Here is a 22,854-nt window from a genome sequence, read left to right as displayed (position 1 = left end):
GGGCCCGTTCACCGCCGCCAACGAGACACCCTGCGCCAGGAGAGGCAGCACCTCCTCCTCCGTCGCCTCCACGGCCGTCATCGCACCCCCGGCCGGGGCCTGCTGCATCAACCGCCCCCGCGCCGCCACCAGCAGGGCGGCGTCAGGGAGTGACAGCACCCCGGCCACGTGCGCGGCCGTCACCTCACCGATCGAATGACCGGCCACGTAGGCCGGCTCCAGCCCCCAGTGCTCGGCGAGCCGGAACAACGCGGTCTCCAGCGCGAACAACGCCGGCTGCGTCCACCGCGTCTCGTCCAGCCCGCCGACGTCACCGAACACCACGTCACGCAACGGCTGTTCCAGATGCACGTCCACCGCCGCGCACACCTCGTCGAACGCCGCGGCGAACACCGGCTCCGCCGCGTACAGCTCACGCCCCATCCCGGCGTACTGACTCCCCTGCCCGGTGAACACGAACGCCGGCCGCACCGGACCGGTAGCGGTGCCGAGCCGCACCGCCGGGTGCTCCACTCCGTCGGCGATCGCCCGCAAGCCCTGCACCGCCTCGGCCCGCGCGTCCGGGCCGTCGACGACCACGGCCGCGCGCTGTTCGAGGGCCGCGCGGCCGTGGGCCAACGCGCTCGCTGTGGCCACCAGGCGGTCAGGACGCTTGGCGACGAACTCGGCCAGGCGAGCCGCCTGTTGACGCAACGCCTGGGGAGTTCGGGCCGAGAGGGGAAGGATCACGGGGCCGTAGTGGCCGTCGCCTGTCTCCACCGACGGCTCGGCCTGTTCAAGGATGACGTGGGCGTTGGTGCCGCTGATGCCGAAGGAGGAGACCGCCGCCCGACGCGGACGCTCCCGCTCCGGCCACTCCACCGCCTCCGTCACCAGCTCGACCGCACCCGCCGACCAGTCCACATGAGGCGACGGCGCGTCCACGTGCAGCGTCCCCGGCACCACCCCATGACGCATCGCCTCGACCATCTTGATGACCCCGCCGACACCGGCAGCAGCCTGCGCATGCCCGATGTTCGACTTCAACGACCCCAACAACAGCGGCCGTTCGACCTCACGCCCCTGCCCGTACACCGAGATCAACGCCTGCGCCTCGATCGGATCACCGAGGCGGGTGCCGGTCCCGTGCGCCTCGACGGCGTCGACGTCGGCCGGGGTGAGGTGCGCGTTGGCGAGGGCCTGGCGGATGACGCGTTCCTGGGCGGGGCCGTTGGGCGCGGTCAGCCCGTTGCTGGCGCCGTCCTGGTTCACCGCCGAGCCGCGCAGCACCGCCAGCACCTCGTGACCGTTGCGGCGGGCGTCGGACAGCCGCTCCACGAGCAGCAGGCCGGCACCTTCGCTCCAGCCGGTCCCGTCCGCCCCCGCGGCGAACGACTTGCACCGCCCGTCCGGCGCCAGACCCCGCTGCCGGCTGAACTCCACGAACGTCGCCGGACTGGCCATCACGGTGACCCCACCGGCCAGCGCCAGGTCGCACTCACCACTGTGCAACGCCTGCGCCGCCAGGTGCAACGCCACCAACGACGACGAGCACGCGGTGTCCACCGTCACCGCCGGCCCCTCCAGACCGAACGTGTACGCCACCCGGCCGGAGACCACGCTCGACGTGTTGCCGGTCAGCAGGTAGCCCTCCAGCTCCCTGGGGATGCCTGCCGGTCCGGTGACGTAGTCGTGGTACATCGCGCCGGCGAAGACACCGGTCCTCGACCCGCGCAGGGAGCCGGGCGCGATGCCCGCCCGCTCGAAGGTCTCCCACGCCGTCTCCAGCAGCAGCCGCTGCTGCGGATCGGTCGCGAGCGCCTCACGGGGGCTCATCCCGAAGAAGTCCGCGTCGAAGTCGGCCGCGCCGTACAGGAAGCCCCCCTCACGGGAGTAGGAGGTACCGAGGGTCTCCGGGTCCGGGTCGTACAGGGCGGACAGGTCCCAGCCCCGGTCGGCGGGGAAGGGCCCGACGGCGTCCGTGCCCGAGGCGACGAGGTTCCACAGGTCCTCCGGGGAGGCCACGCCCCCCGGGTAGCGGCAGGCCATGCCGACGATCGCGATCGGGTCGTCGTCGGCGACCGGCACCGCGACGGCGGAGCCGGCTGCCCCGGCCGGGACAGGCGCGTCGCCGGGCAGGAGCGACAGCAGGAACGCGGTCAGTGCCTGCGGCGACGGATGGTCGAAGACGGCCGTGGCGGGCAGCCGCAGGCCGGTGCCGGCCACGAGCCGGTTCCGCAGCTCGACGCCGGTGAGCGAGTCGAAGCCGAGGTCGCGGAAGGCGCGGGCGCCGTCGATCGAGGCGGGAGTCGTGTGTCCCAGCACCGCGGCGGCCGCTTGCAGCACCACCTCCGCGACGGCGTTCTCCCGTTCGGGGCCGGGCAGCGCGGCCGTGCGCTCCACCCAGTTCGCCGCGGTCCCATGCACGGCGGCCCGCGGGAGCGGGGTGCGGACGAGTCCGCGCAACGGGGCGGGCAGAACGCCGCCCGCGGCGCGCTCACGCAACGCGGCGCTGTCGATGCGTACGGGCACCAGCGCACCGCCGGGGCCGGCGAGCGCCGCGTCCAGGAGCGCGAGGCCCTCGTCGGCGGTGAGCGGCTGGACGCCCGAACGAGCCCACCGTGCGCGTTCGGCGGCCGCGAGCTGTCCGGCCATGCCGTCGCCGGTGTCCCACAGGCCCCAGGCGAGGGACGTCGCGGGCAGTCCCCGCGCATGGCGGTGCTGGGCCAGGGCGTCCAGGAACGCGTTGGCCGCCGCGTAGTTCGCCTGACCGGCCGTGCCCAGGACCCCGGTGACCGAGGAGAACAGGACGAAGGCGTCGAGCTCCAGGTCCGCGGTCAGCTCGTGCAGCAGCAGCGCCGCGTCCGCCTTCGGCCGCAGCACCGCCTCCAGCCGGGCTTCGGTGAGCGCTTCGACCGTGCCGTCGTCGAGGACGCCGGCCAGATGGAACACGGCGCCGAGCGGCCGGTGCGACGGGATGGCGGCGAGGATCCCGGCGAGCGCCGCACGGTCCGTCGTGTCACAGGCCGCGATCTCCACGGTGGCGCCCACCTCGGACAACTCGGCGGCCAGCTCCCGCGCTCCCGGGGCGGCGTCGCCGCGTCGGCTGAGCAGCAGCAGATGCCGGGCGCCGTGCCGGGTCACGAGGCGCCGTGCCAGCGGACGCCCCAGTCCGCCGGTCCCGCCGGTCACCAGCACGGTGCGCCCGGCGAAGTTCGGTGCACCGCCGCCCTCTGCCGGTGCGCTGCCGCCTGTGCCCGCCCGCACCAGGCGCGGTGCCAGCAGGGCCCCGTCGTCACCGACGGCGAGCTGCGGCTCCTGCCGGGCTGCCGTGGCCAGGGCGGCCACCACGCCGGGGTCCGCGGTCGCGGTGCCCGGGGGCAGATCGGCGAGGAGGAAGCGTCCGGGATGCTCGGACTGCGCCGAGCGCACCAGGCCCCACACCGCGGCGGCCCAGGGGTCGGCTCCGCGCGCTCCGCGGGTCAGGAACAGCAGGCGGGCCTCGGCGAACCGCTCGTCGGCGATCCAGGCGCGCACGGCCTCGAACGCCCGTCCGACGGCTTCACGCCCCGCGGGCAGCCGCAGCGCCACCACCCCGGCCACGGGGTCCTCGCCGGGCAGTGCGCCGAGCGCGTCCACGGACGTGACGCCGCTCGTGTCGGCGGCCCCTCCCTCCCCGGCGGCCGGGTGCACGACCGGAACCCAGTCGACGCGGTACGACTCGGGCGGCCGTACGGCACCGGTGGCGGGCTGTGCGTCGGCGGGCCGCAGCGCCAGCTCCTCGGCCGACAGGACGGTGCGGCCGGCGGGGTCGACGGCGGTCAGCCGGCGCCCGGACCAGTGCGCGCGCAGGGTCGTGGCGCCGGTGGCGTGCAGCTCGACGCCTGTCCAGGAGAACGGCAGCTCGGGCCGGTCACCCGGTGCCTCCGGGCGGCCGACCAGCGGGTGCAGGGCGGCGTCGAGCAGGGCGGGGTGCACGCCGAAGCCGACGGCCGCCTCAGGACCGCTGTCCGGGAGCACCAGCTCGGCGTACAGGTCCTCTCCGCGACGCCAGGCCGCCCGCACGCAGCGGAACGCCGGCCCGTACACCAGGCCGAGGACGTCGAGGCGGTCGTAGAGGGCGTCGACGTCCACCGGCTCCGCGTGGGCCGGCGGCCAAGCGGCGGGGACCACGGGCGTGTCGTCGCCAGTGGTGCGGGAGACGGACAGCAGCCCGGTCGCGTGCCGGGTCCAGGACCCGCCCTCGGCGGGGCGGGAGTGCACGGCCAGTCCGCGTGTCCCGTGCGCGTCGACGGCCGCGACGCTCAGCTGAACCTGTACGGCGCCCTGGCCGGCTTCCGGCAGCACCAGCGGGGCCTGGAGGGTGAGTTCCTCCAGGCGGGGCGTCTCGGCGCGCTCACCGGCGGCCAGCGCGAGATCGACGAAGGCCGTGGCGGGCAGCAGGATGCGGTCCAGCACCCGGTGGTCGGCGAGCCAGGGCTGTGCGTCCACGCTCAGCTGACCGGTCAGCAGCAGGCTCCCGTCGTCGGCGCGCTGCACGGAGGCGCCCAGCAGGGGGTGCCCGGAAGACTCCAGTCCCAGTTCCTCGGTGCGCGGGGCGGGAGCCGGGGGCAGCATCCAGTACCGCTGGTGCTGGAAGGCGTAGGTCGGCAGGTCCTCGGTCGGCGCGCGCTGCGGCAGCAGGGCCGCCCAGTCCAGTGCCACGCCCCTCGCCCACGCGGTGGCCAGCGCGGTGTGCAGGGTGCGCCGCTCGTCGCGTCCCTTGCGCAGGAGGGGCAGGGCGTCGGGGGTCAGGGCGCTCAACACCGCGTCGGGCCCGAGCTCCACCACCCACGTGACGCCTCGGTCCTCGAGGGTCCGGACGGCGTGGTGGTAGCGGACGGTGTCGCGGATCTGGCGGGTCCAGTAGTCCGGCGAGGCCAGCTCCTCCGCCGTCGCCGGCTCCCCCGTGAGGGTGGAGACGAGCGGGATGCGGGGAGCCCGGAAGGTCAGCCCGGCAGCGACTTCACGGAACTCCTCCAGCACCGGCTCCATGTGCGCCGAGTGGAACGCATGGCTGACCGTCAGGCGTCGTGTCCGCCGCCCCAGCTCCGCGAAGTGCCGCGCCACACGCTCGACTTCGGCCTCGTCGCCCGAGACGACCACCGACCGGGGCCCGTTCACCGCCGCCAACGAGACACCCTGCGCCAGGAGAGGCAGCACCTCCTCCTCCGTCGCCTCCACGGCCGTCATCGCACCCCCGGCCGAGGCCTGCTGCATCAACCGCCCCCGCGCCGCCACCAACGACGCCGCATCCGTGAGCGACAGCACCCCGGCCACATGCGCGGCCGTCACCTCACCGATCGAATGACCGGCCAGGCAGTCCGGCTCCAGCCCGTAGTGCGCGACCAGCCGGAACAACGCGGTCTCCAGCGCGAACAACGCCGGCTGTGTCCACCGCGTCTCGTCCAGCCCGCCGACGTCACCGAACACCACGTCACGCAACGGCCGTTCCAGATGCACGTCCAAGGCCGCGCACACCTCGTCGAACGCCGCGGCGAACACCGGCTCCGCCGCGTACAGCTCACGCCCCATCCCGGCGTACTGACTCCCCTGTCCGGTGAAGACGAACGCCGACCGCACCGGACTCGTGGCACGACCCCGCACCAGGTCAGCGGCCTCGGTGCCGGAGGCGAGCGCCGCGAGCGCCGGGAGGGCGCGGTCCCGGTCGTCCGCCATGACGACGGCCCGGTGCTCCAGGTGGGCGCGTCCCGTCGTCAGTGCGACGGCGGCCGAGGCCAGGTCGGCGCCCGGGCGGGTTTCGAGGTAGGCCTTCAGGCGGGCGGCCTGGCCCCGCAGTGCCTCCGGCGTGTGCGCCGACAGGACCAGCGGCAGGGCCCCCGGGCACACACCGTCCCGCTCCGGTCCTTCGGTGACGGGGTGGGAGTCCTCCGGCGCCTGTTCGAGGATGACGTGGGCGTTGGTGCCGCTGATGCCGAAGGAGGAGACCGCCGCCCGACGCGGACGCTCCCGCTCCGGCCACCCCACCGCCTCCGTCACCAGCTCGACCGCACCCGCCGACCAGTCCACATGAGGCGACGGCGCGTCCACGTGCAGCGTCCCCGGCACCACCCCATGACGCATCGCCTCGACCATCTTGATGACCCCGCCGACACCGGCAGCAGCCTGCGCATGCCCGATGTTCGATTTCAACGACCCCAACAACAGCGGCCGTTCGACCTCACGCCCCTGCCCGTACACCGAGATCAACGCCTGCGCCTCGATCGGATCACCCAGCCGGGTACCGGTCCCGTGGGCCTCCATCACGTCGATCTCCCCGGGCGCGCACCCGGCTGCCGCCAGAGCCTGCCGGACGACGCGTTCCTGGGCGGGGCCGCTGGGGGCGGTCAGCCCGTTGCTGGCGCCGTCCTGGTTCACCGCGGAACCGCGTACCACCGCGAGGACGCGGTGACCGTTGCGGCGGGCGTCGGACAGCCGCTCCACCAGCAGCAGACCCACGCCCTCCGACCAGGCGGTGCCGTCGGCGGCCTGCGCGAACGGCTTGCACCGCCCGTCCGGCGCCAGACCCCGCTGCCGGCTGAACTCCACGAACATGCCGGGCGTCGGCATCACGGTGACTCCGCCGGCCAGGGCCAGTTCACACTCCCCCTGCCGCAGGGCCTGGACCGCGAGGTGCAGGGCGACCAGCGAGGACGAGCACGCGGTGTCCACCGTGACGGCGGGGCCCTGCAGTCCGAAGGTGTACGCGAGGCGGCCCGAGGCGACGCTCATGGTGCTGCCGGTCAGCAGGTGACCGTCGTGCCCGTCGGCGGCTTCGTGAAGGCGCGGTCCGTAGTCCTGGCCCGTCGCGCCGACGAACACTCCGGATCCGGTGCCGCGCAGCGCCTCGGGAGCGATACCGGCCCGCTCGAAGGTCTCCCACGCCGTCTCCAGCAGCAGCCGCTGCTGCGGGTCCATCGCCTCGGCCTCGCGCGGGCTGATGCCGAACAGCGCCGGGTCGAAGTCACCGGCCGCGTCCAGGAATCCGCCGTGCCGCACGTAGGTGGTCCCGGGCGTGGCCGGGTCGGGGTCGTGGAGCGCGGACAGGTCCCAGCCCCGGTCGACGGGGAACGGGCCGATGGCGTCGGCGCCGGAGCTGACGAGCTCCCACAGGTCCTCCGGGGAGGCGACGCCTCCCGGGTAGCGGCAGGCCATGCCGATGATCGCGACCGGCTCGTCGGAGACCACGCGGGACACCGGTGCCGTCGCCTCGTCCGCAGGGTGACCGAGCAGGCCGTGCAGCAGCTCCACCACGGCGTCGGGCGTGGGGTGGTTGTAGACGAGCCCGGCAGGAAGGGTCAGCCCGGTGGCGGCGGCCAGCCGGTCCCGCAGGTCGACACCGGACAGCGAGTCGAAGCCCAGTTCCTTGAAGCTGCGTCCGGGGTCCACGGCGTCGGCGGTGACGTGCCCGAGGACGATCGACGCGTGCGTGCGGACGAGTTCCAGCAGCTCGGGGCGTGACAAGGGCCGGGGCGCCTCGGTCCGGGAAGCCGTGCCCGCCTCGCCCCCGGCCACGGGCTCGGTGCCCGGCAGGGCGTGCGGGTCCGCGTCGGCCACCGCCAGGGGCGGCCGGTGATGAGGCTCCCCCGCGATCCAGTGGCGCTCCCGCTGGAACGCGTACGTGGGCAGCGGCACGGCACGACCGCCGCGCGCCGCGAGCGCCGGCTCCCAGCCGACGGTGGCGCCTTCGACGTACGCCCCGGCCAGCGCGGTCAGCAGGGCGAACCGTTCGGGTCGGCCGCGACGCAGCCCGGGAAGCAGGACGTGCTCCTCCGCCCGCAGGGATGCGCGGCCCATGCCGGTGAGGACGGCATCCGGGCCGAGTTCGAGGAAGACGGTGCGGCCGTCGCGCCCGATCGTCCGTGCGGCGTCGTGGAAGCGGACGGTGTCGCGGATCTGGCGGGTCCAGTAGTCCGGCGAGGCCAGCTCCTCCGCCGTCGCCGGCTCCCCCGTGAGGGTGGAGACGAGCGGGATGCGGGGAGCCCGGAAGGTCAGCCCGGCAGCGACTTCACGGAACTCCTCCAGCACCGGCTCCATGTGCGCCGAGTGGAACGCATGGCTCACGGCCAGGCGCCGCGTCCGCCGTCCCAGCTCTGCGAAGTGGCCTGCCACGCGCTCGACTTCGGCCTCGTCACCGGAGACGACCACCGATTGGGGCCCGTTCACCGCCGCCAACGAGACACCCTGCGCCAGGAGAGGCAGCACCTCCTCCTCCGTCGCCTCCACGGCCGTCATCGCACCCCCGGCCGAGGCCTGCTGCATCAACCGCCCCCGCGCCGCCACCAACGACGCCGCATCCGTGAGCGACAGCACCCCGGCCACATGCGCGGCCGTCACCTCACCGATCGAATGACCGGCCAGGCAGTCCGGCTCCAGCCCGTAGTGCACGGCCAGCCGGAACAACGCGGTCTCCAGCGCGAACAACGCCGGCTGCGTCCACCGCGTCTCGTCCAGCCCGCCGACGTCACCGAACACCACGTCACGCAACGGCCGTTCGAGATGCACGTCCACCGCCGCGCACACCTCGTCGAACGCCGCGGCGAACACCGGCTCCGCCGCGTACAGCTCACGCCCCATCCCGGCGTACTGACTCCCCTGCCCGGTGAACAGCACCGCGGCGCGGGCCGGTCGCTCGGCCCGGCCGCGGACCACCGACGGGTGTTCCTCACCCGCGGCCAGCGCCTGGACACCGCGCAGCAGTTCCTCGCGCCCCTCCCCGAGGACCACGGCGCGCTCGGCGAACCGCGTCCGGGTGGCCGCCAGCGCGAAGGCGGTGTCCTCGGGACGTGCCGTGGATCCCGGACCGTCCGCGTGCTCCGCCAGCTTCCCGGCCTGGGCTCGCAGTGCCGCCTCGTCCCGGGCGGTTACGAGCCAGGGCAGCGGACCCGCCGTGTGCGGCGCCGGGCGGTCGTCCGGCGTGTCCGGCGCGTCCGGCGCGAGCCCGGCGGCGGCCGTGTCGCCCACCACCACATGGCAGTTGGTACCGCCCATGCCGAACGAGCTGACGCCCGCGACCAGCGGCCGCCCGGCGTCCGGCCAGTCGCCGAGTGCGGTCTGCACGGCGAGACCGAGCTCGGCGAGCGGGATCCGCGGGTTCGGCGTACGGAAGTTGAGGCTCGCCGGCAGTCGGCGCCGGGAGACGGCCAGGGCCGTCTTGAGCAGGCCCACCAGACCGGCGGCGCCCTCCAGGTGGCCCACGTTGGTCTTGGCGGAGCCGACCCGCAGCGGGGAGCCGGCGGGCCGGCCGGCCCCGAGGGCTGCTCCCAGCGCGGCGGCCTCGACCGGGTCGCCCACCGGTGTGCCGGTGCCGTGGAGCTCGACGTATCCGACGGAGGCCGGGTCCGTGCCCGCCCGTCGGTGCGCCTCGCGGATCACGGCCTCCTGCGCCGCCCGGTCGGGCACCGTGAGGCCGCGGGAGGCGCCGTCGTTGTTGACCGCGCTGCCGAGGATCACGCAGTGCACCCGGTCGCCGTCCGCCCGCGCCCGGTCCAGCGGCTTGAGGACGACCGCGACACCGCCCTCGCCCCGTGCGTAGCCGTTGGCCCGCTCGTCGAAGGTGAAGCACCGCCCGTCGGGTGAGAGCGCGCCGAAGCGCGTGCTGTCCGCGCTGCTGTGCGGGGACAGCACGAGGTTGACGCCGCCGACGACCGCCAGGTCGGACTCACCCGAGCGCAGGCTCTCGCACGCCAGGTGCACCGCGACCAGGGACGACGACTGGGCCGAGTCGACGGTCAGGCTCGGCCCTCTCAGCCCGAGGACGTAGGAGAGCCGGTTGGCGAGGATGCCCCGGTGCAGGCCGGTGACCGAGTGACGGTCCGCGGCGTCCTCGCCCCGCCGGTGGTGGAGGGCGGCGTAGTCGTCCCATATCGCGGCGGCAAGGACGGCCGTCCGGCTGCCGGCGAGCGCCCCCGGGACGATGCCGGCCTCCTCCAGCGCCTCCCAGCCCAGCTCGAGCAGCAGACGCTGCTGCGGGTCCATGGCCGCCGCCTCGCGCGGGGAGATGCCGAAGAAGGCGGCGTCGAAGCGGTCCACCTCGTCGAGGAAGGCGCCCCGCGCGGGGGCCGTCGGGGACCAGCGGTCCGCGGGGGCCTTCCCGACGGCGTCCTCGCCCCTGCTGAGGAGTGCCCAGAAGGAGTCGGGGTCCGGGGCCTTGGGGAGGCGGCAGGCGAGTCCGACGACGGCGATCGGCGCGGGGCGGTCGTTGCGCATGGTGTGTCACGTACTCCCTCGGTGAGGACTACCTGGCACGACCGAGCCTCGCGACGCCGCCTAACGGCGGTCTTGCGCGTCTCTAAACCGCCGTCGCCGCCGACGGCCCGGCATCGGGTCGCGGCGTCGGGCCGAACCGCCGCGTCGGATCGGGTCGCGGCGCTGTGTCGAGTCGCGATGCCGGATCGGGCCGCGGTGCCGGATCGGGTCGCGGCGCCGGCTCGGGTCGCGGTGCCGGGTTCAGGCCGCGCCGCAGGGCGTCCAGGTGCTCCAGCGCGATGCGCCGCTGCTCGTGGGGCGTCGAAGGTCCGCCGAAGGCGTGGTGGGCCCCGGGGAAGTTGTGCACCTCGACCGGGACGCCGGCGCGGGCGAGACGCAGCCCGTACTCCAGGCCCTCGTCGCGCAGCGGGTCCAGGCCCGCCGTGGAGAGGAAGGCCGGCGGCAGGCCGCTCAGGTCCTCGGCACGGGCCGGGGCCGCGTGCTCGGGGACGGGTCCGCTCCGCGGGCCCAGGTACAGAGACCAGCTCTCCTCGGCGAGGCGGCGGTTCCAGATCGGGGTGTCGGTGAACGCCGTCATGGAGCCGGTGGTGAGCCGGTCGTCGAGGACCGGGGTGCTCAGGTGCTGGAAGCACAGCGCCGGACCGCCGCGCTCGCGGGCGAGCAGGGTGAGGCCCGCGGCCAGGCACCCGCCGGAACTCGCTCCCGCGACGGCGAGCCGCGAGGGATCCGCGCCCAGTTCCCCCGGGTGCCCGGCGACCCATTCCAGGGCCGCCCAGCAGTCGTCGAGTCCCGCCGGGAAGGGGTGCTCGGGGGCGAGCCGGTAGGAGACGGCGACGACCACCGCGCGCGCCGCCAGCGCGGCCTGCGCCGCCCCCGTGTGGACGGAGTCCACGTTGCCCAGGCAGAAGCCGCCGCCGTGCACCCACAGCACGCTCGGCAACGCGTCGCCGATCCCGTCGGGCCGGTACACCCGCAGCAGGACCCGGGGCGCGCCGGGCGGCCCGGGCACGGTGACCTCCCGGACCGAGGCGCCCGGCACGGCGGGCAGGTCGCCGACGGGCAGCAGCGCTCCCCGGTGCTCCGCGACGGCCTCGGCGAGACTTCCGGTCACGGGCATCTCAGTCCTCCAGGGCGATCGCCTGGGAGGGACACAGCGCCACGACGTCCCGGAAGCGCCGTTCCTCGGCGGCGTCCGCCACCTGGGCGTCGAGCACGAGCACCGTCCCCTCGTCCGACTGGTCGAAACGGTCGGGGGCGGACAGGACGCACTGTCCCGCGCCCAGACACCGGTGGGTGTCGGCCGTGATCCGCATGGTCGTCAGTTCCTCTCAGCAGTGCTCACCATGTGACGGGCAGTTCCCAGACGCCCTGGACGCCGCCCGGTTCCTTCGCGGTCAGTCGTTCCGCCGGGACGGCGAGCCGCAGCCCGGGCAGCCGGCGGAAGAGCGTGGACAGGGCGATCTCCATCTCCGCCCGCGCGAGGTTCTGCCCGATGCACTGGTGCACCCCGTGGCCGAACGACACGTGGTGCCGGGCCCCGCGCGTCACGTCGAAGGACGCGGCGCCGGGGAAGGCCTCCTCGTCCCGGTTGGCCGTGGAGATGACCACGACCACGCCGTCGCCGGCGCGCACCCGGTGGCCGCCCAGTTCGGTGTCGGTGGTGGCGAAGCGGGCCACGCCGTCGGCGATCGCCATGTACCGCAGGAGTTCCTCCACCGCCGAGGGCAGCAGCGTGGCGTCCGAGCGCAGCGCGGCCAGCTGGTCCGGGTGCTCCAGCAGGGTCACCACGCCGAGCGCGATCGCGCTGGCCGTGGTCTCGTGACCGGCGACGAGCAGCAGCAGGGCGATGTCGACGAGGTCGCGCCGGGTCAGCGTCCCGGTGGTGAGCTGTTCCGCGATCAGCGTGTCGAGCAGGCCGTCGCCCGGGTCCCGCTGCTTGCGGCCGATCAGTCCGTCGAGGTAGGCGCTCAGCTGGGCGAAGGCGTCCGCGCTGTCCTCCAGCGAGGTCGTGCCCGTCACCACGCGCCGTGACTGCTGCTCGAAGAAGGCGTGGTCGGTGTAGGGAACGCCGAGCAGTTCGCAGATGACGACGGACGGCACCGGCAGCGCGAACTCCGGCACCAGGTCGACGACCGGTCCCTTCGCCTCGAGGGTGTCGATCAGCCCGTCGACGAGGCGCTGGATGCCGGGGCGCAGCGCCTGGACCTTCTTCACGGTGAACTGGGACAGCAGCATGCGCCGCTGCACCGTGTGTTCCGGCGGGTCCATGCCGATGAAGTTGCGCACCTTGCGTGCCGATTCGAAGCGCGGCGCGGTCGCGGGGTAGTGCGGGTGGACGCGGTCGGAGGAGAAGGTCGCCGCGTCCAGCAGCACCTGGCGGGCCTCGGCGTGGCCGCTGACGGCCCACACGCGGCGTCCGTCGTACAGCCGGACGGGCGTGACCGGCCCGTCCGCGACGTACCGCTCGTATCCCCGCGGCGGTTCGAAGGGGCAGCCGCGTGCCTGCGGGTAGGCGGGGACCTCGCGGTCGCCGGCCGGGGCGGTGGTGAGGTCGGTCATTCGCGGGCCTCCAGAGCGGTGGGGCGGGGGGCCGACGCCCCGGGGGCGGTCTCCGGGCTTCCGGTGGTCGCGGAGGTGGTGGCCGGGCTCGCGGAGGCCGTGGGCGTCGCGGAGACCGTCGCGGCCCCCGTCGGCGCTCCCGGGCGGCGCGGTGGCGCCCCGAACCTCCGCATGAGCGGCTCCTCCACCCAGCGGTACAGGGTGAGGGCCAGGGCCAGGCTGAGGAGCAGCGCGCCGAGCAGCGCCGCCGCGCCGGCCAGGGGCGGCAGGTCCTTGCCGGCGACCAGCCATCGGTGCGCGTAGGAGGTGACCAGCCCGTGCACCATGTAGAAGGCGAAGGAGAGTTCGCCGAGACGGACGAGGAGCCGGCCGCGTGCCGGTGACGCGTCACCGCGGTGGTCGGCCGTCGCCGCGGCGGCGACGAGCGGGGTGAGCCACAGGGCCGCGGTGCCGGCGACGCCGTACAGGTAGGGCACCAGGGAGTTGACGGCGTAGCCGCCGACGGCGATCGCGGCGGCCGGCAGCAGGCCGAGGCGCGGCCAAGAGCCGGTCTGCACCAGGCGGGCGGCGACCATGCCGAGGACGAACTCCAGCGCGCGCACGGGCGGGAAGAAGTAGACGAACCAGATCTGTCCGAAGGACAGGGTGCCGTCGGCGATGAACGGCAGCGGGACGCCGCCGATGCCGTACTGCGCGATCGCCGGTACCACCACGGTGAGGGCGCCGAGGACGCCGGCGAGCGCCCACAGCCGCCGCACGGGCACCCGGTTCAGCAGGCGCAGCAGCAGCGGGAAGCTCAGGTAGAAGAACAGTTCGACGGAGAGCGACCAGCTGACGGCGTTCATCGTGTTGGGCACCTGGATCTCGGGGATCCATGCCTGCACGAGGAACAGGTTGGCGAGGGTGCCCTTGGTGGTGAACGCGTCGGCGGCGATCAGCATGAGCACGGCGGCGATCAGGAACGTCACCAGGTGGTTGGGGTAGATCTTCACCAGCCGGCGCCGCCAGAAGGCGGCCTTGGTGTCCTCCGGCCGGGCCGACCAGGTCAGCACGAAGCCGCTGAGGACGAAGAAGAAGCTGACGCCGTAGAAGCCGGCGTTGGCGAAGACGTCGCCCAGGACGTCGCCGCCCGTCCCGGCGACGTAGGCGGTCTGCCAGGTGGTGTGGAAGGCGAAGACGAGCAGCGCGGCGACGAACCGCATCCCGGTGAGCGACGGCAGTCTCGACACCTGGGGGTGTCCTGGGGCGCCTGGCATGGAAGGTGACCTCCGGCTTGTCCGAAAACTGGCCCGCCGAGGCTCGCAGTCGCCGATTGGCCGGATCTAAAGCCGCTCTTGGGCGGCGCGGGCGCGCCGGGGCACGGCTTCCAGCAGGGCGCGGGTGCAGGCGTGCCGTGGTGCCGTGAAGACGTCCTCGACCGGGCCGGACTCGACCACCTGACCGTCCTTCATGACCATGACGCGGGCACAGATCTCGCGGACAACCGCCAGGTCGTGGGAGATGAAGAGCACCGCCAGGCCCAGCGAGGCCTGCAGCTCCCGCAGCAGGTCGAGCACCTGGGCCTGCACGGAGACGTCGAGCGCGGACACCGGCTCGTCGCAGACCAGCAGCCGGGGCCGCGGGGCGAGGGCCCGGGCGAGGGCGACGCGCTGCCGCTGGCCGCCGGACAGCGCGGCCGGCCTCCGGTCAAGGTGCTGTTCGCCCAGGCCGACCTGTTCGAGCAGCCGCACGGTGTGCCGGCGCCGTTCCTCGCGGGGCACACCGGCGACGGCCAGCGCCTCGCCGACCACGCGGGCGACGTCCCAGCGGGGATCGAACGCGCTCAGCGGGTCCTGGGGCACCAGCTGGAGCGTGCGCCGGCCGGCCCTCCGTCGTCCCTCGGGCACGCCGCTCCACGCGGCGCCGTCCAGACGTACCGTGCCCTCGTCGGGCTCGGTAAGGCCCAGTACCATCCTCGCCAGCGTCGACTTGCCGGAGCCGGATTCGCCGACCAGGCCGAGCGTCTCCCCCGGCCGCAGGGTGAAGGAGACGCCGTCGACGGCGGTGCGCCGGGCGCCGCGCGGCCCCTTGAACCGTTTCGTCAGGCCGGCGGCTTCGAGCAGCGGCGGCGCGTCGGGGGCGGGCGGGGCCTGGGGGCGGGGCCGGCTGCCGGGGACGGCGTCGAGCAGGGCCCTGGTGTACGGGTGCCGGGGGGCGTCCAGGACCTCACGGGTGGGTCCGTGTTCCACGATCCGGCCGGCCCGCATCACGGCCACGTCGTCGGCGAGCGCCTCGACCACGGCCAGGTCGTGGCTGATGAGCAGCAGGCCGGTGCCGGCCCGGGTGAGTTCGCCCAGCAGGTCGAGGACGCGGGCCTGCACGGCCGCGTCGAGCGCGGTGGTCGGTTCGTCGGCGATCAGCACGCCGGGTTCCGCCGCGAGCGCGGAGGCGATGAGCGCGCGCTGGCGCAGTCCGCCGGACAGCTGGTGGACGTATGCGCGGGCCCGCTCCCGCGGTTCGGGCACCCCGACCCGCTCAAGCAGTCCCACGACCCGCGTGGGGACGGCGCGGCGCGGCACGGTCCGGTGGGTGAGCAGGGGTTCGGCGATCTCCTTGCCGACCGGACGCAGCGGGTCGAGGGCGACGAGGGCGTCCTGGGCGACCAGGCCGATGCGCCGGCCGCGCACCGCGCGCCACTCGCGGGGCCCGAAGGCCGTCGCGTCCTGCCCGAACAGCCGCAGCCGCCGGGCGTCGACCTCGGCGGTGGGGCCGGCCAGCCCGAGCAGGGCGCGGGCGAGGGCGCTCTTGCCCGATCCGGACTCGCCGACCAGGGCGAGGCAGCGGCCCGCGGACAGGGTGAGGTGCGCCCCGCGGACGGCGTGCACCTGTCGGGGCCCGCTGCCGAAGCGGACGTCGAGGTCCGCCACGTCGATCAGCGTCGCGGGGGTGGTCTCCCGCGTGGTGAGGAGCGTCATGAGGCGGCACGCCGTTCCGTGCGGTCCTGGGCCCAGCGGCCCAGGACGGTGACCGTGAGGACGGTGGCGACGAGCATCAGTCCGGGAAACAGGGCGATCCACCAGGCCTGTTCGAGGAATCCTTGGCCCTCGGTGAGCATGGCGCCCCATTCCGGGGTGGGCGGCTGGGCGCCGAGGCCGAGGTAGCTCAGTGCGGCGCCGGTGGAGATGGACGCGCCGAGAGTGACGGTGGCGAGCACCAGCAGCGGGCCCAGGGTGTTCGGCAGGACGTGGCGCAGCACCACCAGCGGGCGCGGCACGCCGAGCGCGACCGCCGCCTCGACGTATCCGGAGCGGCGCACGACGAGCGCCTGGGTGCGGACGACCTGGGCGAGGCCGGGGGCGGTGCCGACCGCGACGGCGATGGTGGCGCCGGTGACGCCCTTGCCGGTGACGAGCATGACGAGCAGCGCCAGCAGCAGGCCGGGCAGCGCGAGCAGGGCGTCGGCCGTCCGCATGAGCAGTGCGTCGCCCAGCCGGCCCGACAGGGCGGCGGTCAGGCCCCAGACGACGGCGAGGGCGGCGCCCGCGCCGGTGGCGGCGGCTCCGATGGCCAGCGAGTGGCGGGTGCCGTGGACGACCCGGGAGAAGACGTCGCGTCCCAGCTGGTCGGTGCCGAACCAGTGGGCGGCGCCGGGACCCTGGAGCGTGTGCAGCGGGTCGGTGTCGGTGGCGCCGGCGGACGCGAACAGGTCCGGGACGAGGGCTGCGGTGAGGAACAGGGTGAGGACGAGGGCGCTGAGCAGGACCGTCGGCGGCGGCGCCGTGCGGTCGGCGCCCCGGCGGGCCTTGCGCGGGGCGCGGGGCGCGGGCGGCGTCGTCATGCGGCGGTCACCCCCGTGGCGGGCCGCAGCCGCGGGTCGACGGCCACCGCGAGCAGTTCCACCAGGGCGCTGACGGCGACGAACACCACGGCGGACAGGGTCACCACGCCCTGGACGAGCGGCAGGTCGCGGCCGCTGACGGCCTGGAGGGTGATCCGCCCGATGCCGGGGCGGGCGAAGACGTTCTCCACCACGACCGCCCCGCCCAGCAGGGTGCCGGTGAACCAGCCGGCGAGGGTGAGTGCGGGGAGCGCCGCGTGCCGCAGCGCGTGACGGGAGCGCACGGCGGACTCGGTGAGCCCGCGGGCCCGTGCGGTCAGCACGAACGGCCCGCGCAGCGCGTCGAGGAGTCCTTCGCGCATCACCTGGATCAGGACGGCGGCGATCGGCAACGCCAGCGTCAGGACCGGCAGGACGAGCGACCGGATGCTTCCCCCGTCGGACACCGGCAGCCAGCCGAGCCGGAACGAGAAGAACGTCAGCAGGACGATGCCGAGCCAGAACGACGGGGTGGAGACGAGGACCAGTTCCACCGCCGCGGACAGGCGGCGTGGCCAGCGGGCGCGGCCCGAGGTGGCCACGGTCACCGCGAGGGCGAGGACGGCGGCGACCAGCGTGGCGCCCACGGCGAGTTCCACGGTCGGCCGCAGCTGCTGGGCGAGCGCCTGCGCGACCGGCTGCTGCAGCTGGTAGGAGTCGCCCAGGTCGCCGCCGAGCAGCCGCCCGAGGTAGGCGAGGTACTGGACCGGCAGCGGGCGGTCCAGCCCGTAGTGGTGCCGGATCTCCTCCCGCTGCTCGGGCCCGACCAGGGCGTTGGAGCCGACCACGGCGTGGACGGGGTCGCCGGGGACCAGCTGGAGGACGAGGAAGGCGCAGGTGGCCGCACCCCACACCACCAGCAGCGCGGCGCCCAGCCGGGCGCCGACGCGGCGCAGGACGGTCATCGGCCGTCCTCCACCCAGGCGGGGTAGAACTCCGGCCAGGCGGAGCTGCTCATCCGCAGCCCGTGGACCCGGTCGGAGACGCCGACGGTGGACTGCTCGACGTAGGCCGGCACCACGACCGCCTGGTCGAGGGTGCGGTGCTGCACCTTGGCGTAGGCGGCGGCGCGCTTCTCGGGGTCCTGTGCGCGCTGGGCCTCGTCGAGCCACTTGTCGACCTGCGGGTCGTCGAGCCGGGAGAAGTTGTGGCCGCCGCCGGCCGAGGACTCCGTGGAGCGGAAGAAGTGGCTGAGGATGTCGCCGTCGGCGCGTGCCCAGGACATCTCGACGAGGTCGTAGCGGCCCTCGTCGAGGCGGGAGGAGACCTCGGTGGCGTCCGTGGAGGCGGCCAGGTCGAGCTTGATGCCGGCCTTCTTCAGGTCGCCCTGCACGGCCTGCGAGAAGACGCTCGGCTTGCCGTAGACGGGGGCGACGACGGTGAGGGTGCGGCCGTTCTTCGTCCGGTACCCCTGGGCGTTCCGGCCGGTCCAGCCCGCCTCGTCGAGGAGCCGGGCGGCGCGGTCGGGGTCGTAGGTGCGCTTCTTCTCCAGGGAGGCGTCGTAGCTGTGCGGGGTGGTCGGCGAGAGGGTGCTGTGGGCGCGGTCCGCGGTGCCCTGGAAGACGGAGTCGACCACGGTGTCCAGGTCGATGGCGTGGCGGAAGGCGCGGCGCACCCGGACGTCGGAGAAGAGCGCGCCCTCGGTGTTGAGGTAGAAGGCGTCGACGGCTCCCGGGACGGCCTGGGAGAGGATGTCGAGCCTCTTGTCGCGGCGCACGGTGGGGATCTGCTGGGCGGGCAGCGCGGCGGCCGCGTCGACCTGCCCGGAGGTGAGGGCGCCCACGCGGGTGGCGTCCTCGGTCATGAAGCGGATGGTGAAGGAGGACAGTCGGGCCGGGCCGCTGTGTCCGGCTCCTTCGGGCGCCCACGCGTAGTCGGGGTTGCGGACGTAGCCGCGCTGCTGGCCGCGCACGTACGACTTCGCCTTGAACGGTCCGGAGCCCACCGAGGCGGTGCCCGCGCACAGTTGGTCGGCGCCCTTCTTCAGGGCCTTCGGGGACTGGATGCCCAGGTAGGTGGTGCTGGCCGCCTGGAGGAAGGGCGCGTAGGGGCGACTGAAGCGGACCTCGACGGTCCGCTCGTCGCGCACGGTGGTCCCCTTGTAGGGGCCGAGGAGTCCGGCGGCGTACTGCGACTGGGTGGCCTTCGCGGTGATGTGGTCGAAGTTGGCCTTCACCGCCGCCGCGTCCAGCTCGGCGCCGTCGGTGAAGGTCACGCCCTCGCGCAGGGTGAACAGGTAGCTCCTGCCGCCGTCGCCGACGGTCCACTTCTCGGCCAGCCAGGGCTCCAGCTCGCCGTCGGGAGTCTGGTGCACCAGTGAATCGAAGACCGGGCGCTGTACGAAGGCGGTGACGTCCTGGGCGCTGGTGTGCGGGTCCCAGCAGTCGGGTTCCTGCTCGCCGGCGTACACGAGGGATCCCCCGGAGCGCGGGGCGCCCGCCGTCGCGGTGTCCGCGCCGCCGTCCGTGGAACAGGCCGTCACCGCGGCGAGCACGAAGGCGGACAGCAGGGCGGCTCTGTGGACGGGGCGGCGCGGTTGCATGAGAACTCCGGGAAGCCGGGGGTGCGGGACGGTATCCACTCTCGGCACGCCTCTAAAGCCGGCCTGAAGGCGACGTGGGGCGCGTCCCGGTGGCCGGGACGCGCCCTCTCGGAAGCCGTGGGGTCACCGTCGGGCCGAGGCGTCCTGGGCGGTGGCCGCGGGGACGTCCGCGGCGGCCTCGGCGAGCAGTTCGAAGGAGCGCAGGCGTTCGTCCTGCCCGTGCACGACGGTCAGCGCCATCACCTCGTCGGCGCCGGTGCGTCGCACCAGCGCCGCCAGCCCGGTGCGCACGGTGTGCGGGGAGCCGATCAGCTGGGGCGCCACCAGATCGTCCAGGAACCGCAGTTCGCCGGGGCTCCAGGGGTGATCGGCCGCGGCCCGCGGGGTGGGGAACGCGTCGAAGCGGGGCCGGGTGCGCATCTGTATCTTGCCGAGCAGGTACGGCGCGGCCGCGGCCCGGGCGGCTTCGTCGCTGTCGGCGACGGTGGTCAGGACGGAGATCAGGGTGCGGGGCCGGTCGAGGTACGGCGAGGGCCGGAACGCCTCCCGGTAGCGGGCGAGGGCCGCGGCGGAGGCGTGCGGGGCGATCTGGTGCGCGAAGGCGTACGGCAGGCCGAGCTGGGCCGCGGCCTCGGCGCTGGCCGGGCTGGAGCCGAGCATCCACAGCTGGGGCCGTCCGTCCGCGGCGGGGACGGCGACGATGCCGTCGGCGGGGTCGGCGGGGGCGAAGTAGCCGTCGAGTTCCTCGATCTGGGCGAGGAAGTCCTCGCCGTGCGAGGAGCGGCGCAGTGCCCGCGCGGTGAACGGGTCGGTTCCGGGGGCGCGTCCCAGGCCCAGGTCGACGCGTCCGGGGTGGAGTGCCTCCAGGGTGCCGAACTGCTCGGCCACCACCAGCGGGGCGTGGTTGGGCAGCAGGACGCCACCGGAACCGACGCGCAGGGTGCTGGTGGCGGCGGCGAGCCGGCCCGCCAGGATGCCGGGGGCGGAGGTGGCGAGGCTGGGCGTGTTGTGGTGTTCGGCGACCCAGAAGCGCAGGTAGCCCAGTGCCTCCACGCGTGGGGCCAGCGTCACGGTGTCACGCAGCGCGGCGGTGGCGGAGCCGTCCTCGAAGACGGGCACCACGTCGAGGACGGACAGGGGTATGCCGAGGGCAGTGGTCATGGCCGGTCCTTGGGAGGGAGTCGGAGGAAGGGAGGGGTGCGCGCCGTCGCCGGGGAGGGCGGACGACGCGCACCCCGCGAGTGGCGCTCACCCCGCGAGTGGCGCTCACCCGGGGAGGGGCGCGCGCCCAGGAGCCGTGCTCGCTCCGGGAGCGGTGCCCGCCCCGGGAGCGGCGCTCGCCCCGGGGCGGTCCGAGCGGTCCGGCACGCTGCCCCCGGACAGGCGGGGCGCCGCCGGGTCGGACGCCGCCGGGTCAGGCGGGGTCGGGTCAGGCGGGGTCGGCGACGGATCCGGCCGGTGCGGACTCCTCCGCGGCGGGCTCGGGCGCGGGGGCGGGCCGGCCGGGGAGCAGCAGGCCGGCCGCGAACACGACGACCGCCGCCGCGACCGGCCACCAGAACGCGTCGGCGAACGAGTCGGCCGTCGGTGTGTGGTGCGCGCCGCCGCCCTGGAGGATGAGGGCCACGACGGCGATGCCGAGCGAGGCGCCGATCTGGTTGAGGATGAAGACCGCGCCGGTGGCGCCGGCCACCGCGTCGCCCGGCACGGTGCGGTACACCGAGCCCATGGTGGGCGCGCCGACCAGGCCCATGCCGAAGCCCGCGGCGAGCTGGGCGGCGGTGAGCGCGATCTGCGAGGTTCCCGCGTCGGCCTGGGTGAAGACGAGCGCTCCGGCCCCGATCAGCGCGGCGCCGGCCGGGACGAGCCGCCGGGCGCCGTACTTGTCGGCCAGGTTTCCCGCGACGGGCATGCCGATCAGGGTGCCCAGGCCGAGCGGCGCGAGCAGCAGGCCCGAGCGCAGCACGCTGTGGTCGTGGACCTGCTGGTAGTACAGCGGCAGCAGGAACAGCAGGGCGAACAGGCCGCCGCCGAGCAGGAACATGGTGGTCACGCTCGCCGAGAAGCCCTTGCTCGCGAAGAGCCGGAGGTCCAGCAGCGGGGTGCCCCGGGTGCGCAGCGCGTGGACTCCGTAGGCGAGGAACAGCACGACGCCGACCGCGAGTCCGGCGATCACCCGGGTGCTGCCGAAGCCGTGCGCGCCTGCCTGGGACAGGGCGTACACGAGGGCGGCGAAGCCGGGCGGCAGCAGGAACACGCCGACGAAGTCCAGCGGGGCGGAGGCGTCGCCGCGCGGCGGGTCGGCGGGCAGGACGCGCAGCGCGAGGACGATCGCCGCGAGCGCGAAGGGGATGTTGACCAGGAACATCCACTCCCAGGAGAGGTTGTCCAGGAGCAGTCCGCCGATGATCGGGCCGACGACCGGGCCGAGGGTGATCGGCACCGAGATCAGGCCCATCACCCGCCCCATGCGCTCGGGCCCTGCGGCCGTGGCCACCACCGTCATCATGATCGGGTCGACCATTCCGCCGCCGAAGCCCTGCACGATCCGGAAGGCGATCAGGGACTCCGCGTTCCAGGCGAAGGCGCAGAGCACGGAGCCGGCGAGGAAGACGCTCAGGCCCAGCAGCCACATCCGCTTGGCGCCGAAGCGCACCACGGCCCAGCCGGCGAGCGGGATGGCCAGGGCGACGGCCAGCAGGTAGCCGGTGGTGACCCATTCGATGGTGGCCAGTGAGGCCTGGAACTCGCCGCCCAGGGTGCTGATGCCGACGTTGACGATCGTCGCGTCCAGGTAGGACATCATCCCGCCGAGCACCATGACGCCGACGACGGTGAGCAGGGCGCGGTCGAGCCGCGCGGGCCCGGCTTCCGCGTTCGTTACAGACACGGCAACTCCTTTGAACCGACTTCACCATCGAATTTAACTGGGTAGTTCAATTTCATGGCTGGGACGGTAGCATGGCGTCATGAGCGTTGGCGAGGCCCCCAAAACCCCGAAGACCCGTTCGGCTCCGGCGGAGCGCGGTCGCATGGACAAGCGGCGCGCGATCGTGGAGGCGGCCCTGCGGGTCTTCTCGCAGGTCGGTTACACCCAGGCGAGCCTCGACATGATCGCCACCGAGGCGGGGGTGGCGAAGCCCACGATCTACAACCACCTGGGGTCCAAGGAGAACCTGTTCCGGCACGTGATGACGGAGACCGCCGCCCGGTCGAACGCCAAGACGCTGCAGGTCCTCGAGTCCTTCCCGAACGACCCCGACCGGCTGCGGCCCGGGCTGCGCGAGGTGGCCCACAAGCTCGTCGACTGCTACTGCGACGAGCAGTCCGAGGCGGTGCGCCGGCTGCTGTACGCCGAGGCGGTCCGCTTCCCCGACCTCTTCGACGAGGTGCGGGCCAGCGGCCCGGACCAGTTCACCGACGCCCTCGCCGGACGTCTCGCCCGGCTCGCCAACGCCGGGCACCTGCGGGTGGAGGACCCCGAGCGGGCCGCCAACCAGTTCATCGCCCTGGTCTACGACGGGCTGCCCGAACTGAGCGCGCTGGGCACCCGCCCCCTGGACCCCGAGCAGGTGGAGAAGATCGTCTCCGCCGGCGTGGACACCTTCCTGCGCGCCTTCGGCGCCCCGGGCCCGACGACGCCCTCCGCCTCCGGCTGAGCGGGCGCGCA

The 22,854-nt window shown here is 74.5% G+C and carries 12 protein-coding genes; 1 reads left to right on the top strand and 11 read right to left on the bottom strand.

All coding sequences use genetic code 11. The annotated features are described in order from the left end of the window. The 11 genes from ACFRAV_RS09830 to ACFRAV_RS09780 form a co-directional block, all read right to left on the bottom strand. Positions 1-10,227, bottom strand: a 10,227-nt coding sequence (locus ACFRAV_RS09830; RefSeq protein ID WP_382553243.1) for an SDR family NAD(P)-dependent oxidoreductase, incomplete at its 3' end; no start/stop codon positions are given. Between the two features lie 82 nt (positions 10,228-10,309). Beyond that, positions 10,310-11,344, bottom strand: coding sequence for an alpha/beta hydrolase (locus ACFRAV_RS09825; protein ID WP_382553241.1), 1,035 nt, complete (start codon positions 11,342-11,344; stop codon positions 10,310-10,312). A gap of 1 nt (position 11,345) precedes the next feature. Then, entirely contained in the window at positions 11,346-11,540 is a 195-nt protein-coding gene (locus ACFRAV_RS09820) for a ferredoxin (protein ID WP_382553240.1), read from the bottom strand. Positions 11,541-11,565: 25 nt separating this feature from the next. Beyond that, positions 11,566-12,786, bottom strand: a complete 1,221-nt coding sequence (locus ACFRAV_RS09815; protein ID WP_382553237.1) for a cytochrome P450 — start codon at positions 12,784-12,786, stop codon at positions 11,566-11,568. Then, on the bottom strand, positions 12,783-14,015 hold the full coding sequence (locus ACFRAV_RS09810; RefSeq protein WP_382553235.1) for an acyltransferase family protein: 1,233 nt from the start codon (positions 14,013-14,015) through the stop codon (positions 12,783-12,785). The genes ACFRAV_RS09815 and ACFRAV_RS09810 overlap by 4 nt, the downstream gene beginning before the upstream one ends. Before the next feature lie 93 nt (positions 14,016-14,108). Then, the gene (locus tag ACFRAV_RS09805; RefSeq protein WP_382553233.1) at positions 14,109-15,740 is read right to left on the bottom strand and encodes a dipeptide ABC transporter ATP-binding protein; all 1,632 of its coding nucleotides are present in this window, start codon (positions 15,738-15,740) and stop codon (positions 14,109-14,111) included. Then, entirely contained in the window at positions 15,737-16,603 is an 867-nt protein-coding gene (locus ACFRAV_RS09800; protein WP_382553231.1) for an ABC transporter permease, read from the bottom strand. The genes ACFRAV_RS09805 and ACFRAV_RS09800 overlap by 4 nt, the downstream gene beginning before the upstream one ends. Then, positions 16,600-17,547 carry an ABC transporter permease gene (locus ACFRAV_RS09795; protein ID WP_382553229.1) on the bottom strand — a complete coding sequence of 316 codons (948 nt, stop codon included), beginning with the start codon at positions 17,545-17,547 and terminating at the stop codon, positions 16,600-16,602. Before ACFRAV_RS09795 ends, ACFRAV_RS09800 begins: the two co-directional genes overlap by 4 nt. Next, positions 17,544-19,184, bottom strand: coding sequence for an ABC transporter substrate-binding protein (locus ACFRAV_RS09790; RefSeq protein WP_382553227.1), 1,641 nt, complete (start codon positions 19,182-19,184; stop codon positions 17,544-17,546). Before ACFRAV_RS09790 ends, ACFRAV_RS09795 begins: the two co-directional genes overlap by 4 nt. A gap of 123 nt (positions 19,185-19,307) precedes the next feature. Further along, the gene (locus tag ACFRAV_RS09785; RefSeq protein WP_382553225.1) at positions 19,308-20,345 is read right to left on the bottom strand and encodes an LLM class flavin-dependent oxidoreductase; all 1,038 of its coding nucleotides are present in this window, start codon (positions 20,343-20,345) and stop codon (positions 19,308-19,310) included. A gap of 268 nt (positions 20,346-20,613) precedes the next feature. Continuing rightward, positions 20,614-22,074 (bottom strand): DHA2 family efflux MFS transporter permease subunit, encoded by a 1,461-nt coding sequence (locus ACFRAV_RS09780; protein WP_382553223.1) that lies wholly within the window; start codon positions 22,072-22,074, stop codon positions 20,614-20,616. Positions 22,075-22,153: 79 nt separating this feature from the next. Between ACFRAV_RS09780 and ACFRAV_RS09775 the strand changes: the two genes are divergently transcribed. Next, positions 22,154-22,843, top strand: coding sequence for a TetR/AcrR family transcriptional regulator (locus tag ACFRAV_RS09775; protein ID WP_382553221.1), 690 nt, complete (start codon positions 22,154-22,156; stop codon positions 22,841-22,843). Positions 22,844-22,854: the final 11 nt, after the last annotated feature.

Source organism: Streptomyces sp. NPDC056600, from assembly GCF_042792855.1.
In the GTDB taxonomy this organism is placed as follows: domain Bacteria; phylum Actinomycetota; class Actinomycetes; order Streptomycetales; family Streptomycetaceae; genus Streptomyces.
Note: the sequence above shows the minus strand (reverse complement) of the source record. Positions and strands in the feature narration are given on the sequence as shown.

Excerpts from the sequence above, each read along its gene's own strand:
- ACFRAV_RS09815 (WP_382553237.1), bottom strand. The coding sequence starts at position 12,786 with ATGACCGACCTCACCACCGCCCCGGCCGGCGACCGCGAGGTCCCCGCC.
- ACFRAV_RS09790 (WP_382553227.1), bottom strand. The coding sequence starts at position 19,184 with ATGCAACCGCGCCGCCCCGTCCACAGAGCCGCCCTGCTGTCCGCCTTC.
- ACFRAV_RS09800 (WP_382553231.1), bottom strand. The coding sequence starts at position 16,603 with ATGACGACGCCGCCCGCGCCCCGCGCCCCGCGCAAGGCCCGCCGGGGC.
- ACFRAV_RS09795 (WP_382553229.1), bottom strand. The coding sequence starts at position 17,547 with ATGACCGTCCTGCGCCGCGTCGGCGCCCGGCTGGGCGCCGCGCTGCTG.
- ACFRAV_RS09805 (WP_382553233.1), bottom strand. The coding sequence starts at position 15,740 with ATGACGCTCCTCACCACGCGGGAGACCACCCCCGCGACGCTGATCGAC.
- ACFRAV_RS09775 (WP_382553221.1), top strand. The coding sequence starts at position 22,154 with ATGAGCGTTGGCGAGGCCCCCAAAACCCCGAAGACCCGTTCGGCTCCG.
- ACFRAV_RS09825 (WP_382553241.1), bottom strand. The coding sequence starts at position 11,344 with ATGCCCGTGACCGGAAGTCTCGCCGAGGCCGTCGCGGAGCACCGGGGA.
- ACFRAV_RS09785 (WP_382553225.1), bottom strand. The coding sequence starts at position 20,345 with ATGACCACTGCCCTCGGCATACCCCTGTCCGTCCTCGACGTGGTGCCC.
- ACFRAV_RS09820 (WP_382553240.1), bottom strand. The coding sequence starts at position 11,540 with ATGCGGATCACGGCCGACACCCACCGGTGTCTGGGCGCGGGACAGTGC.